12 protein-coding genes are annotated in these 15,034 nt (G+C 62.1%); 11 read left to right on the top strand and 1 reads right to left on the bottom strand.

Going from position 1 to position 15,034, the window contains the following annotated elements:
• Positions 1–195: 195 nt before the first annotated feature.
• Positions 196–1,638 carry a SulP family inorganic anion transporter gene (locus tag QOS90_RS06825; RefSeq protein ID WP_027592807.1) on the bottom strand — a complete coding sequence of 481 codons (1,443 nt, stop codon included), beginning with the start codon at positions 1,636–1,638 and terminating at the stop codon, positions 196–198.
• A gap of 176 nt (positions 1,639–1,814) precedes the next feature.
• Here QOS90_RS06825 and QOS90_RS06820 point away from each other — a divergent pair, with 176 nt between their 5' ends.
• The 11 genes from QOS90_RS06820 (at position 1,815) to nuoJ (ending at position 15,032) form a co-directional block, all read left to right on the top strand.
• Positions 1,815–2,549 carry a secretin N-terminal domain-containing protein gene (locus QOS90_RS06820; protein WP_027592808.1) on the top strand — a complete coding sequence of 245 codons (735 nt, stop codon included), beginning with the start codon at positions 1,815–1,817 and terminating at the stop codon, positions 2,547–2,549.
• Positions 2,550–3,039: 490 nt separating this feature from the next.
• Positions 3,040–4,365, top strand: coding sequence for an isocitrate lyase (gene aceA, locus QOS90_RS06815; protein ID WP_012273289.1), 1,326 nt, complete (start codon positions 3,040–3,042; stop codon positions 4,363–4,365).
• A gap of 906 nt (positions 4,366–5,271) precedes the next feature.
• Complete coding sequence (locus QOS90_RS06810; RefSeq protein ID WP_003251427.1) at positions 5,272–5,685, top strand: NADH-quinone oxidoreductase subunit A; 414 nt, start codon at positions 5,272–5,274, stop codon at positions 5,683–5,685.
• A gap of 10 nt (positions 5,686–5,695) precedes the next feature.
• Positions 5,696–6,373, top strand: coding sequence for a NuoB/complex I 20 kDa subunit family protein (locus QOS90_RS06805; RefSeq protein ID WP_012313769.1), 678 nt, complete (start codon positions 5,696–5,698; stop codon positions 6,371–6,373).
• A gap of 79 nt (positions 6,374–6,452) precedes the next feature.
• Positions 6,453–8,234, top strand: a complete 1,782-nt coding sequence (nuoC, locus tag QOS90_RS06800) for an NADH-quinone oxidoreductase subunit C/D (RefSeq protein WP_027592809.1) — start codon at positions 6,453–6,455, stop codon at positions 8,232–8,234.
• Between the two features lie 2 nt (positions 8,235–8,236).
• The gene (nuoE, locus tag QOS90_RS06795) at positions 8,237–8,734 is read left to right on the top strand and encodes an NADH-quinone oxidoreductase subunit NuoE (RefSeq protein WP_003251433.1); all 498 of its coding nucleotides are present in this window, start codon (positions 8,237–8,239) and stop codon (positions 8,732–8,734) included.
• The gene (gene nuoF, locus QOS90_RS06790; RefSeq protein ID WP_027592811.1) at positions 8,731–10,110 is read left to right on the top strand and encodes an NADH-quinone oxidoreductase subunit NuoF; all 1,380 of its coding nucleotides are present in this window, start codon (positions 8,731–8,733) and stop codon (positions 10,108–10,110) included. The genes nuoE and nuoF overlap by 4 nt, the downstream gene beginning before the upstream one ends.
• 132 nt (positions 10,111–10,242) lie before the next feature.
• On the top strand, positions 10,243–12,957 hold the full coding sequence (nuoG, locus tag QOS90_RS06785) for an NADH-quinone oxidoreductase subunit NuoG (RefSeq protein ID WP_027592812.1): 2,715 nt from the start codon (positions 10,243–10,245) through the stop codon (positions 12,955–12,957).
• Positions 12,954–13,961, top strand: coding sequence for an NADH-quinone oxidoreductase subunit NuoH (nuoH, locus tag QOS90_RS06780; RefSeq protein ID WP_027592813.1), 1,008 nt, complete (start codon positions 12,954–12,956; stop codon positions 13,959–13,961). Before nuoG ends, nuoH begins: the two co-directional genes overlap by 4 nt.
• A gap of 11 nt (positions 13,962–13,972) precedes the next feature.
• A complete protein-coding gene (nuoI, locus tag QOS90_RS06775; RefSeq protein WP_027592814.1) occupies positions 13,973–14,521 on the top strand; it encodes an NADH-quinone oxidoreductase subunit NuoI in 549 nt (182 codons plus the stop codon).
• 10 nt (positions 14,522–14,531) lie between these two features.
• Entirely contained in the window at positions 14,532–15,032 is a 501-nt protein-coding gene (gene nuoJ, locus QOS90_RS06770; protein ID WP_027592815.1) for an NADH-quinone oxidoreductase subunit J, read from the top strand.
• Positions 15,033–15,034 lie beyond the last annotated feature (2 nt).

The raw sequence follows: 15,034 nt of genomic DNA, 5'->3' as shown, positions 1-15,034 counted from the left end.
CTGTACCGGCCCCTTCGCGGGCAAGCCCGCTCCCACAGGAACTCCATTCGCCTTGAATCCGGTGGCATACCTGTGGGATCAGTGCAGGCAGTAACCCTTCTCAGAGCTCACAGGGCCTCCATCCGCCTTGAATCCGGCCCATACCTGTGGGAGCGGGCTTGCCCGCGAAGGGGCCGGTGCAGGCAATAACCCTTCTCAGAGCTGCTCGCCAGCCCGCTTCAACAGCTTCTTGCACCGCTCCGACAAGTGCACCACGCGTAGATGCTTGCCCGCCTTGGTATACCGCTCACGCAAGGTTTTTAGCGCCGCAACTGCCGAATAATCGACAAAGCTCAAATGCTGGCAGTCCAGCGTAACCTGCGCCGGATCCTTCGCCGTATCGAACTGGTTGAGGAACGAGGCGGTCGAGGCAAAGAACAACGTGCCATGTACCTGATAACGCTTGCCGCCGCCCGCTTCCTCATGGCTGTCGGCATACAGCTCCCGCGCATGCTGCCAGGCAAAGTTCACCGCCGCGATGACAATACCAAACAGTACCGCTACGGCCAGGTCGGTGAACACCGTGACGATGGTCACCGCAATAATCGCCAGCACATCGTTCACCGGCACCTTGTGCAACACGCGCAACGAAGCCCAGGCGAAGGTCTGCTGGGCAACCACGAACATCACCCCCACCAGGGCTGCCAGCGGAATACGCTCGATCAGCGGCGACAAGAACAACACGAACAGCAGGATCATCACCCCGGCAACCACGCCCGATAGCCGGCCGCGGCCATTGGAGCTGAGGTTGATCACCGTCTGCCCGATCATCGCGCAGCCGCCCATGCCACCGCACAGGCCCGAAACCATATTGGCGGCGCCCAGGGCCACGCACTCACGGTCTGGGAAGCCACGGCTTTCGGTGATTTCGTCGGTGAGGTTGAGCGTCAGCAGGGTCTCCAGCAGGCCGACCATGGCCATCAGCACCGCGTAGGGGGCGATGATTTTGAGCGTTTCAAGGTTCCACGGCACATCTGGCAGCGTCACTTGCGGCAGGCCACCGGCGATGTGCGCCATGTCGCCGAGGGTGCGGGTCGGCAAACCCAGCAGGTACACCAATAGGCCTACCCCCAGGATGGCCACCAGCGCGGGCGGTACGGCGCGGGTCAGCTTGGGCAGTATGTAGACCACCAGCATGGTCAGCGCCACCAGGCCGACCATCAGGTACAGCGGCGAACCGCTGAGCCACTGACCGCCCTGCTTGAAGTGCTCCAACTGAGCCAGGGCGATGACGATCGCCAGGCCGTTGACGAAGCCCAGCATCACTGGGTAAGGCACCAGGCGCACCAGCTTGCCCAGGCGCAGCAGGCCAAACAAGATCATCACCACCCCGCCAAGCAGCACCGTGGCCAGCAAGTACTGCACCCCGTGTTGCACCACCAACGCGATGATCACCACCGCCATCGATCCGGCAGCACCAGAAATCATGCCCGGACGGCCGCCAAACAGTGCAGTCAGGGTACAGATGATGAAAGCGCCATACAGGCCCATCAGCGGGTTGAGGTGCGCCACTAAGGCGAAGGCGATGCACTCAGGCACCAGGGCGAACGAAGTGGTCAGGCCGGCGAGCAGGTCGGCGCGCAGTCGTACGGGTTTCATGAAGTTCCTGTGAGGCGGTCCAGGCGGAGGGGCTGGCAATCGAGGGGCGCGATGTTACGGAATTTGTCTGACAGCGGCCACCGCTCAAAAGTGCAGGATGCCGCCCCTTGATGCATAACCTGCACAACCTGGGCAAATTTGCCATCATGTTGATACCCACTGCGGAGATCATGGACATGCCGCTACGCCCGCTTTTCACATCCTTGCTGCTGGCTGCCACCCTCAGCGCTCACGCCGCCACCGAAGTCCTCCCCTTGCAGTACCGCAGCAGCGCCGAACTGCTGCCCGCTGCACAATCGTTCATCGGCAAGGACGGCACCGTCAACGCCTTCGAGAACAAGCTGATCGTCAATGCCAGCCCGGAGCGCATCGACGACCTGCGCAGCCTGCTGCAACAGTTGGACACCGCGCCCAAGCGCCTGCTGATCAGCGTCGACAACAACGACAGCAACTTCCAGGACACCCGCGGCAACGCTCACGTCATCCGCTACGGCACCAGCAACCGCGAAGGCGGCATGCAGCAGGTTCAGGCCAGCGAAGGCCAGGCCGCGCTGATCCAGGTTGGCCAGAGCATCCCGGTCACCAGCACCAGTACCGACGGTTATGGGCGTATTCAAAGCAACACCGAATACCGCAATGTGACCCAAGGTTTCTACGTTACCCCCAGCCTGAGCGGCGAAACGGTTCGTCTGCAAATAAGCACCAATAATGACCGCATCAGCCAGGAACGAGCAGATGTAGTGAAAGTGCAAAGCACCGACACGACAGTCACCGGCAAGCTCGGGGAATGGATCACCTTGGCGGGGTTCAACCAGCAGAGCCAGTCCGATCGTAGCGCGTCAAGCCACACTTACAGTACCCAGCGCGGTGAAAACATGACTTTACGTGTAAAAGTCGACCTTCTGGACTGATCCCAGGCAATTCAAGGCCTCGACCAATGGCCTAGAAACTGACTGCCGAGTCGTATTAGACCAAAGATGTAGTAAGCGAAAAAAGTCACTACAAAACATTTGACAGGTACTTTTTCTCAAGGGCATGATGGCCTCGCTCCCGCTAATCAGGGGCCCTGGCAAGGGCCTTCGAGGCGTGCTCCTCCCACCCCTGGAGGCGCCTCGTGTCTATACGGCCCACAAGGCGGTTCGACGGGATTGCGACTGCAACGAAGAAGTTGTCCCGAGGGACGGAAGCGCATCACCGCAGTTCTGGCAATCGCGTAGCACCGCAGCAAGGCAACCACGAGCCGACCTGCAGCGCACACCTTCGCCTGGCCTGCACCCCCTTCCCCTTCGAGCCTTCGCGTTCGCCGCCGCACGCCCCCGAACAGGACAGCCGCCAGGCCTCTGATCTGCACCCGAGCATCAGCACAATTACCCCAAGATCGATGCGACGAGGTTTATTTCCATGGCACTGACACGCGAACAGCAAATTGCAGCCCTCGAGAAAGACTGGGCCGAAAACCCGCGCTGGAAAGGCGTGACCCGTACCTATACCGCCGCTGATGTCGTTCGCCTGCGTGGCTCCCTGCAGCCGGAGCACACCCTGGCCCGTCAGGGCGCAGAAAAACTGTGGAAGCTGGTCACCCAGGGTGCCCACCCGTCCTTCCGCCCAGAAAAAGATTTCGTCAACTGCATGGGCGCCCTGACCGGCGGCCAGGCAGTACAACAGGTCAAAGCCGGCATCCAGGCTATCTACCTGTCCGGCTGGCAAGTTGCCGCCGACAACAACTCGGCCGAGTCCATGTACCCCGACCAGTCGCTGTACCCAGTCGACTCGGTACCGACCGTGGTCAAGCGCATCAACAACTCGTTCCGCCGCGCCGACCAGATCCAGTGGAAAGCCGGCAAGAACCCGGGCGACGAAGGTTACATCGACTACTTCGCGCCAATCGTAGCTGACGCCGAAGCCGGTTTCGGCGGCGTACTGAACGCCTACGAGCTGATGAAGAACATGATCGAAGCAGGCGCCGCCGGCGTGCACTTCGAAGACCAGCTGGCCTCGGTGAAAAAATGCGGTCACATGGGTGGCAAGGTACTGGTACCCACCCAGGAAGCTGTACAGAAGCTGGTTGCCGCGCGCCTGGCAGCTGACGTTTCGGGCGTGCCGACCATCATTCTGGCCCGTACCGACGCCAACGCCGCCGACCTGCTGACCAGCGACTGCGACCCGTACGACCAACCGTTCGTGATCGGCGAGCGCACCCGTGAAGGCTTCTACAAAGTGCGTGCAGGCCTCGACCAGGCAATCTCCCGCGGCCTGGCCTACGCACCGTATGCCGACCTGATCTGGTGCGAAACTGCCAAGCCGGACCTGGACGAAGCCCGCCGCTTCGCCGAAGCGATCAAGAAGGAATACCCGGACCAGATCCTGTCGTACAACTGCTCGCCTTCCTTCAACTGGAAGAAAAACCTGGACGACGCGACCATCGCCAAGTTCCAGCGCGAGCTGTCGGCCATGGGCTACAAACACCAGTTCATCACCCTGGCTGGCATTCACAACATGTGGCACGGCATGTTCAACCTGGCGCACGACTACGCCCGCAACGACATGACTGCCTACGTGAAGCTGCAGGAGCAGGAATTCGCTGATGCCAGCAAAGGCTACACCTTCGTTGCACACCAGCAGGAAGTGGGCACTGGCTACTTCGATGACATGACCACCGTGATTCAAGGTGGGGCTTCGTCGGTGACTGCGCTGACCGGTTCGACTGAGGAAGAGCAGTTCCACTGATAACAGTGAACTGTTGAAGGAAGGCCCAGGGTTCGTGAGGACCCTGGGCTTTTTTTTTGAAGTGATAGTCACGAAAAATTCAGCGCGTATGAGATCGAGCGCCGCCCGCGCGGCGCTTCGCAGCACAAGGCTGCTCCTACATCTGTTTCGGGCCAATCAATCCTGTGGAATGCGCGCCCCCTCTTTGCGCATGGCACGATATTGTGTCGGGCAAACAAGGCGGTCGCGCGCAAATGCCACATGCCCACTGGCCCGAAACAAATGCAGGAGCAGCCTTGTGCTGCGAAGCGCCGCGCGGGCGGCGCTCGATTTGCGCATCACCAATAATCTCAAGACCTGCGCTTGGCAACCTCACTCACTTTCCGCTGGAGGCAAAGCAGGCCCCAGTATCCGGTCTATGCTTGTGGCAACCCAACAGCAACCCACCCTCCACAACCTGAGCGACATCCACCGCTTCATCGGCCCGCCACGGCTTAACCGATAAAGTATTGATCCAGAGCGGTGCGCAAGGCGCTGGAAGCTGTTAGAACGAGCCTTTTTCGCATTTGCAAGTAGCCAACCCGCCCGGGCAACTTTGCAAGGCTCACAAGAGGAGAATTTCACCGCACCAAGCTCAATGCGATTAATTATCATTACATAACTAGGAATTCGTTACATCGCGCAAGAAACATAATTAACAAAAACGCGCGCAATGCCCGAAATTCAAGGCTTTCAGCCAGTTACGAAAGATTTTTGTTCTTAATCCTACGAATAAATTGCCACAGAAATTTTACTTGCACCGGGTTTACCCATAAAATCAGCGCGATTGATTCAGCTGCGACATTTGGTCACTGCATGTGCGACACCAGGTCGCCGCTCTACTTATTTCAGACTGCAGAGCTGGGTCTCTGTATAAGGATCTCTAGCATGTCCGATTCGGCAGGACTCATCGCCCACAACTGGGGCTTTGCCATCTTCCTTTTGGGTGTCGTCGGCCTGTGTGCCTTCATGCTCGGCCTGTCCAGCCTGCTCGGTAGCAAGGCCTGGGGCCGCGCCAAGAACGAACCCTTCGAATCCGGCATGCTGCCCGTCGGCAGCGCCCGCCTGCGCCTGTCCGCCAAATTCTATCTGGTCGCGATGCTGTTCGTGATCTTCGATATCGAAGCCCTCTTCCTCTTTGCATGGTCTGTGTCCGTCCGCGAAAGCGGCTGGACCGGGTTCGTCGAAGCACTCGTTTTCATAGCAATTCTGTTGGCAGGTCTTGTCTACCTTTGGCGCGTCGGTGCTCTTGATTGGGCTCCCGAAGGTCGCCGCAAGCGGCAAGCGAAGCTGAAACAATGAGGCTTTGGCAATGCAATACAATCTCACCAGAATCGATCCGGATGCGCCCAACGAGCAGTACCCGGTAGGTGAACGGGAAACCGTCACCGACCAACTGCTCGAGGACCAGGTCCACAAGAACATCTACATGGGGAAACTCGAAGATGTGCTGCGTGGCGCGGTCAACTGGGGTCGCAAGAACTCCCTCTGGCCGTATAACTTCGGCCTGTCCTGCTGCTACGTGGAAATGACCACGGCCTTCACGGCGCCCCACGACATCGCCCGCTTCGGCGCCGAAGTCATCCGGGCCTCGCCGCGTCAGGCCGACTTCATGGTCATCGCCGGTACCTGCTTCATCAAGATGGCGCCGATCATTCAGCGCCTGTACGAGCAGATGCTCGAGCCGAAGTGGGTCATCTCCATGGGTTCGTGCGCCAACTCCGGTGGCATGTACGACATTTACTCGGTCGTTCAGGGGGTCGACAAGTTCCTCCCCGTGGATGTTTACGTGCCTGGCTGCCCGCCTCGCCCTGAAGCGTTCCTGCAAGGCTTGATGCTGCTGCAGGAGTCGATTGGCCAGGAGCGACGCCCGCTTTCCTGGGTTGTTGGTGATCAAGGCATTTACCGTGCCGAGATGCCTGCCCAGAAAGACCTGCGTCGTGAACAGCGTATCGCGGTAACCAACCTGCGCAGCCCCGACGAAGTCTGATCCAGCGACCTGCCGCCCGCTCCCCAAGGAGCCGGCGGCCTGGCTTCATTCTCTACGTTGACTCAAAGCGACCGAGACCATGACAGCGGACACCGCTATTTATATTCCGCCTTACAAGGCTGACGACCAGGATGTGGTCGTCGAATTGCACAACCGTTTTGGTGCCGACGCATTCGTCGCCCAGGAAACCCGCACCGGCATGCCGGTGCTGTGGGTAAAACGTGCACAGCTCAAAGAAGTACTCAGCTTCCTGCGCAACGTCGCCAAGCCGTACAGCATGCTGTACGACCTGCATGGCGTCGACGAGCGCCTGCGCACCCAGCGCCGCGGCCTGCCCGCCGCCGATTTCAGCGTGTTCTACCACCTGCTGTCGGTCGAGCGTAACAGCGACGTGATGATCAAGGTGTCGCTCAGCGAAGGCGACCTGAACCTGCCGACCGTGACTGGCATCTGGCCAAACGCCAACTGGTACGAGCGCGAAGTCTGGGACATGTTCGGCATCGACTTTGCCGGCCACCCGCACCTTAGCCGCATCATGATGCCGCCCACCTGGGAAGGCCACCCGCTGCGCAAGGACTACCCTGCCCGCGCCACCGAGTTCGACCCCTACAGCCTGACCCTGGCCAAGCAGCAGCTTGAAGAGGAATCGGCACGTTTCAACCCGGAAGCCTGGGGTATGAAGCGCCAGGGCGCCAACGAGGACTACATGTTCCTCAACCTCGGCCCCAACCACCCCTCTGCCCACGGTGCGTTCCGTATCGTCCTGCAGCTGGACGGTGAAGAGATCGTCGACTGCGTCCCGGACATCGGCTACCACCACCGTGGCGCCGAGAAGATGGCCGAGCGCCAGTCCTGGCACAGCTTCATCCCCTACACCGACCGTATCGACTACCTCGGCGGGGTGATGAACAACCTGCCGTACGTACTGGCGGTAGAGAAGCTGGCCGGCATCAAGGTGCCGCAGAAGGTCGACGTGATTCGCATCATGCTCGCCGAGTTCTTCCGCATCACCAGCCACCTGCTGTTCCTGGGTACCTACATCCAGGACGTCGGCGCCATGACCCCGGTGTTCTTCACCTTCACCGACCGCCAGCGCGCCTACACCGTGATCGAAGCAATCACCGGTTTCCGCCTGCACCCGGCCTGGTACCGCATCGGTGGCGTCGCCCACGACCTGCCGCGCGGCTGGGACAAGCTGGTCAAGGACTTCGTCGACTGGCTGCCTAAGCGCCTGGACGAATACACCAAGGCCGCCCTGCAGAACAGCATCCTCAAGGGCCGTACCGTCGGCGTCGCCGCGTACAACACCAAGGAAGCGCTGGAATGGGGCACCACCGGTGCCGGCCTGCGTTCCACTGGTTGCGACTTCGACCTGCGTAAAGCGCGCCCGTATTCTGGCTACGAAAACTTCGAGTTCGAAGTACCGCTGGCCCACAACGGCGATGCCTACGATCGCTGCATGGTCCGTGTCGAGGAGATGCGTCAGAGTATCCGCATCATCGACCAGTGCCTGCGCAACATGCCGGAAGGCCCGTACAAGGCGGATCACCCGCTGACCACGCCGCCGCCGAAAGAGCGCACCCTGCAGCACATCGAAACCTTGATCACGCACTTCCTGCAAGTCTCGTGGGGCCCGGTCATGCCGGCCAACGAGTCGTTCCAGATGATCGAAGCGACCAAGGGCATCAACAGTTACTACCTGACGAGCGATGGCGGCACCATGAGCTACCGCACCCGGATCCGTACCCCGAGCTACCCGCACCTGCAGCAGATCCCTTCGGTGATCAAAGGCAGCATGGTCGCCGACCTCATTGCGTACCTGGGCAGTATCGACTTCGTTATGGCTGACGTGGACCGCTAAGCATGAACAGCACGCTTATCCAGACAGACCGTTTCGCCCTGAGCGAAACCGAGCGCTCGGCCATCGAGCACGAGATGCATCACTACGAGGACCCGCGCGCGGCGTCCATCGAAGCCTTGAAGATCGTCCAGAAGGAACGTGGCTGGGTGCCGGACGGCGCCATTCACGCCATCGGCGAAGTGCTGGGCATCCCGGCCAGTGACGTCGAGGGCGTGGCTACGTTCTACAGCCAGATCTTCCGTCAGCCGGTCGGCCGCCACATCATCCGTGTGTGCGACAGCATGGTCTGCTACATCGGTGGCCACGAGTCGGTGGTCAGCCAGATCCAAAGCGAACTGGGCATCGGCCTCGGCCAGACCACCGCCGACGGGCGCTTCACCCTGCTGCCGGTCTGCTGCCTGGGCAACTGCGACAAGGCCCCGGCGCTGATGATCGACGATGACACCTTTGGCGACGTGCAGCCTGCTGGCGTTTCCAAACTGCTGGAGGGTTACGTATGACCATTACTTCCTTCGGCCCGGCCAACCGCATCGCGCGTTCGGCCGAAACCCACCCACTGACCTGGCGTCTGCGTGACGACGGCGAGCCGGTCTGGCTTGCCGAGTACCAGGCCAAGAACGGCTACGCTGCTGCCCGCAAGGCACTGAGCGAGATGTCGCAAGACGATATCGTGCAGAACGTCAAAGACTCCGGCCTCAAGGGCCGCGGCGGCGCAGGCTTCCCCACGGGTGTGAAGTGGGGCCTGATGCCTAAAGACGAATCCATGAACATCCGCTACCTGCTGTGCAACGCGGACGAAATGGAGCCGAACACCTGGAAGGACCGCATGCTGATGGAGCAACAGCCCCATCTGCTGGTCGAGGGCATGCTGATCAGCGCCCGCGCCCTGAAGGCCTACCGCGGCTACATCTTCCTGCGTGGCGAGTACACCACCGCAGCGAAAAACCTAAACCGCGCCATCGACGAAGCCAAGGCCGCTGGCCTCCTGGGCAAGAACATCCTGGGCTCGGGCTTTGACTTCGAGCTGTTCGTGCACACCGGTGCCGGCCGCTACATCTGCGGTGAAGAAACCGCACTGATCAACTCGCTGGAAGGCCGTCGCGCCAACCCACGCTCCAAGCCGCCCTTCCCTGCCGCCGTTGGCGTATGGGGCAAGCCGACCTGCGTGAACAACGTCGAGACCCTGTGCAACGTGCCGGCCATCGTCGCCAACGGCAACGACTGGTACAAGTCGCTGGCCCGCGAAGGCAGCGAAGACCACGGCACCAAGCTGATGGGCTTCTCCGGCAAGGTGAAAAACCCTGGCCTGTGGGAACTGCCATTCGGCGTCACCGCCCGTGAGCTGTTCGAAGACTACGCCGGCGGCATGCGCGATGGCTTCAAGCTCAAGTGCTGGCAGCCAGGTGGCGCCGGTACCGGCTTCCTGCTGCCCGAGCACCTCGACGCCCAGATGTACGCCGGCGGCATCGCCAAGGTTGGCACCCGGATGGGTACTGGCCTGGCCATGGCGGTCGACGACAGCATCAACATGGTCTCGCTGCTGCGCAACATGGAAGAGTTCTTCGCCCGCGAATCGTGCGGCTGGTGCACCCCATGCCGTGACGGCCTGCCGTGGAGCGTGAAAATGCTGCGCTCGCTGGAGCAAGGCCAAGGCCGCGCCGAAGACATCGAGACCCTGCTGGGCCTGGTCAACTTCCTCGGCCCAGGCCGTACCTTCTGTGCTCACGCACCGGGTGCCGTCGAGCCGTTGGGCAGTGCCATCAAATACTTCCGCTCCGAATTCGAGGCCGGTGTCGCCCCAGCCAGTGCTGCCGATGCCCTGCGCCCGAACCTGGCCAAGCCAGTACCGAGCGGGCCGATCGTGGTCGGCGCATAACAAGATGAGCTGCGGGTGGTCCGTGCCACCCGCCAGCCTGCAGGCCGGCCCGAACGATTCGCGGCGGGCCGCAGGCGTACAGATTTCCATTAGCCACGCCCGCTCACGCGGGCCAACGAAGAACTTTGAACAATGGCCACTATCCACGTAGACGGCAAAGCGCTCGAAGTCAACGGTGCAGACAACCTGTTACAGGCGTGTCTGTCGCTCGGCCTCGACATCCCTTATTTCTGCTGGCACCCCGCGCTTGGTAGCGTTGGCGCCTGCCGGCAGTGCGCGGTCAAGCAGTACACCGACGAAAACGACACCCGTGGTCGTATCGTCATGTCCTGCATGACCCCTGCCTCCGACGGCACCTGGATCTCCATCGAAGATGAAGAATCCAAGGCGTTTCGCGCCAGCGTCGTCGAATGGCTGATGACCAACCACCCGCACGACTGCCCAGTGTGCGAGGAAGGCGGTCACTGCCACCTGCAGGACATGACGGTAATGACCGGCCACAACGAGCGCCGCTACCGTTTCACCAAGCGTACCCACCAGAACCAGGACCTCGGCCCGTTCATCGCACACGAGATGAACCGCTGCATCGCCTGCTACCGCTGCGTGCGCTACTACAAGGACTACGCAGGGGGTACCGACCTGGGTGTCTATGGCGCCCACGACAACGTGTACTTCGGCCGCGTTGAAGACGGCGTGCTGGAAAGCGAGTTCTCCGGCAACCTGACCGAGGTCTGCCCGACCGGCGTGTTCACCGACAAGACCCACTCCGAGCGCTACAACCGTAAGTGGGACATGCAGTTCGCACCGAGCATCTGCCACGGCTGCTCCAGTGGCTGCAACATCAGCCCCGGCGAGCGCTACGGTGAACTGCGTCGCATCGAAAACCGCTTCAACGGCTCGGTCAACCAGTACTTCCTGTGCGACCGCGGCCGCTTCGGTTATGGCTACGTCAACCGCACCGACCGCCCACGCCAGCCACGCCTGGCCGATGGCACCAAGCTGAGCCTGGACGCCGCACTGGACAAAGCCGCCGACCTGCTGCGCGGCCGCACCATCGTCGGTATCGGCTCGCCGCGCGCCAGCCTCGAAAGCAACTACGGCCTGCGTGAGCTGGTCGGCGCCGACTACTTCTATTCGGGCATGGAAGCGGGCGAACTGGCCCGCGTGCGCTTGGCCCTGAACGTGCTGAACAACAGCCCGCTGCCGGTGCCGACCCTGCGCGACATCGAAGACCACGACGCTGTGTTCGTGCTTGGCGAAGACCTGACCCAGACCGCCGCCCGCGTTGCCCTGTCCGTACGCCAGGCCACCAAAGGCAAGGCCGAAGCCATGGCCGAGGCGATGAAAGTGCAGCCTTGGCTGGACGCCGCGGTGAAAAACATCGGCCAGCACGCGCTGTACCCGCTGTTCATCGCCAGCCTGGCTGAAACCAAGCTGGATGACGTCGCTGAAGAATGCGTACACGCAGCCCCGGCTGACCTGGCCCGCATCGGCTTCGCCGTGGCCCACGCCATCGACCCGAGCGCCCCGGCCGTTGCAGGCCTGGACGAAGAAGCCAAGGCCCTGGCCCAGCGCATCGCCGATGCCCTGGTCGCGGCCAAGCGCCCATTGGTGGTTGCCGGTACCTCGCTGGCCGACCCAGCGCTGATCGAAGCCGCCGCCAACATCGCCAAGGCCCTGAAGCTGCGCGAGAAAAACGGTTCGCTGAGCCTGGTCGTGCCTGAAGCCAACAGCTTCGGCCTGGCGATGCTGGGCGGTGAATCCGTCGATGCCGCGCTGGACGCGGTCATCAGCGGCAAAGCCGACGCCATCGTGGTCCTGGAAAACGACCTGTACACCCGCGTCTCGGCCGCCAAGGTCGATGCCGCCCTGGCTGCAGCCAAGGTCGTGATCGTTGCCGACCACTCCAACACCGCCACCCTGGAACGCGCTCACCTGGTACTGCCGGCAGCCTCGTTCGCCGAAGGCGACGGCACCCTGGTCAGCCAGGAAGGCCGCGCCCAGCGCTTCTTCCAGGTGTTCGACCCGCAATACCTGGACAGCAGCATCCTGGTCCACGAAGGCTGGCGCTGGATGCACGCCCTGCGTGCGACCCTGCTGAACAAGCCGGTCGACTGGACCCAACTGGACCACGTCACCAGCGCCTGCGCCGAGGCAGCCCCGCAACTGGCTGGCATCGTCAACGCAGCGCCTTCCGCCGCGTTCCGCATCAAGGGCATGAAACTGGCCCGTGAGCCGCTGCGCTATTCCGGCCGTACCGCCATGCGCGCCAACATCAGCGTGCACGAGCCGCGTACCCCGCAAGACAAGGACACCGCGTTCGCCTTCTCGATGGAAGGTTACTCGGGCTCCGTCGAACCGCGCCAACAAGTGCCGTTCGCCTGGTCGCCGGGCTGGAACTCGCCGCAAGCCTGGAACAAGTTCCAGGACGAGGTCGGTGGCCATCTGCGTGCCGGTGACCCGGGCGTGCGCCTGATCGAATCGCAAGGCGACCGCCTGAACTGGTTCAACGCCATTCCGGGCGCGTTCAACCCGGCCCGTGGCACCTGGACCGCCGTGCCGTTCTTCCACCTGTTCGGCAGCGAAGAGAACTCCTCGCGCGCCGCTCCGGTACAAGAGCGCATCCCTGCTGCCTACGTTGGCCTGGCCAAGTCCGAAGCGGACCGCCTGGGCGTCAACGAAGGTGCGCTGCTCAGCCTCAACGTGGCGGGCGTGGCACTGCGTCTGCCGCTGCGCATCAATGAAGAGCTGGGCGCTGGCCTGGTCGCGCTGCCGAAAGGCCTGGCCGGTATTCCGCCTGCCATCTTCGGTGCATCCGTCGAAGGCCTGCAGGAGGCAGCACAATGAGCTGGTTCACCCCCGAAGTGATCGATGTGATCATCCAGGTCGTCAAGGCTATCGTGGTGCTGCTGGCCGTAGTCGTCTGCGGTGCGCTGCTCAGCTTCGTCGAGCGCCGCCTGCTGGGCTGGTGGCAGGACCGCTACGGTCCGAACCGGGTCGGCCCGTTCGGCATGTTCCAGATCGCCGCCGACATGCTGAAGATGTTCTTCAAGGAAGACTGGAACCCGCCCTTCGTCGACAAGATGATCTTCACCCTGGCGCCGGTCGTGGCCATGAGCGCCCTGCTGATCGGCTTCTCGATCATCCCGATCACACCGGGCTGGGGCGTCGCCGACCTGAACATCGGCTTGCTGTTCTTCTTCGCCATGGCCGGCCTGTCGGTGTACGCCGTGCTGTTCGCCGGTTGGTCGTCGAACAACAAGTACGCGTTGCTGGGCAGCTTGCGGGCATCGGCACAGACCGTCTCGTACGAGGTGTTCCTGGGCCTGGCGCTGATGGGCGTGGTGGTGCAGGTGGGTTCGTTCAACATGCGCGACATCGTTGAATACCAGGCCCAGAACCTGTGGTTCATCATTCCGCAGTTCTTCGGCTTCTGCACCTTCTTCATCGCTGGCGTCGCCGTGACTCACCGTCACCCGTTCGACCAGCCGGAAGCGGAACAGGAACTGGCCGACGGCTACCACATCGAGTATGCCGGCATGAAATGGGGCATGTTCTTCGTCGGTGAGTACATCGGCATCATCCTCATCTCGGCGCTGCTGGTGACCCTGTTCTTCGGCGGCTGGCACGGTCCGTTCGACCTGCTGCCTCAGGTGCCGTTCCTGTGGTTCGCGCTGAAAACCGCGTTCTTCATCATGCTGTTCATCCTGCTGCGCGCCTCGATCCCGCGCCCACGCTATGACCAGGTGATGGACTTCAGCTGGAAGTTCTGCCTGCCGCTGACCCTGATCAATTTGCTGGTGACCGCTGCGATCGTGCTTTACAACACGCCAGCCGTCGCGGCCCAGTGAGGATTTGACCCATGTTCAAGTATATCGGCGACATCGTTAAGGGCACCGGCACTCAGCTGCGCAGCCTGGCCATGGTGTTCTCCCACGGGTTCCGCAAGCGCGACACCCTGCAGTACCCCGAAGAAGCGGTGTACCTGCCGCCGCGCTACCGCGGCCGCATCGTCCTCACCCGTGACCCCGATGGCGAGGAGCGCTGCGTAGCGTGCAACCTCTGCGCGGTGGCCTGCCCGGTCGGCTGCATTTCGCTGCAGAAGGCCGAGACCGAGGACGGTCGTTGGTACCCCGAGTTCTTCCGCATCAACTTCTCGCGCTGCATCTTCTGCGGCCTGTGCGAAGAGGCGTGCCCGACCACCGCGATCCAGCTGACTCCGGATTTCGAAATGGCCGAGTTCAAGCGTCAGGACCTGGTGTACGAGAAAGAAGATCTGCTGATCTCCGGCCCCGGCAAGAACCCTGACTACAACTTCTACCGTGTTGCGGGTATGGCGATCGCTGGCAAGCCGAAAGGCTCTGCACAGAACGAAGCCGAGCCGATCAACGTGAAGAGCTTGCTCCCATAAGGACAGAAAGATGGAATTCGCTTTCTACTTCGCATCCGGGATCGCCGTGGTCTCCACCCTTCGGGTGGTGACCGGCACCAACCCCGTGCACGCCCTGCTCTACCTGATCATTTCGCTGATTTCCGTGGCAATGATCTTCTTCGCCCTGGGTGCGCCGTTCGCCGGCGCCCTGGAAGTGATCGCCTACGCCGGCGCCATCATGGTGCTGTTCGTCTTCGTGGTGATGATGCTCAACCTGGGGCCGGCGTCGGTTGCCCAGGAGCGCGGCTGGCTCAAGCCTGGCATATGGGCCGGGCCGGTGATCCTCGCCGCCCTGCTGCTGCTCGAGCTGCTGTACGTGCTGTTCGTCACCCCAAGCGGCGCAGCCATCAGCGGTACCACCGTGGACGCCAAGGCCGTGGGCATCAGCCTGTTCGGCCCGTACCTGCTGGTGGTCGAACTGGCCTCGATGCTGCTGCTCGCCGCAGCCGTCACCGCCTTCCACCTGGGCCGCAACGAGGCGAAGGAGTAAAT

Origin of the sequence: Pseudomonas sp. LAIL14HWK12:I10 (assembly GCF_900184205.1) — a bacterium.
Taxonomy (GTDB): Bacteria; Pseudomonadota; Gammaproteobacteria; order Pseudomonadales; family Pseudomonadaceae; genus Aquipseudomonas; species Aquipseudomonas kermanshahensis.
This window is presented reverse-complemented; position numbering and strand designations above follow the sequence as displayed.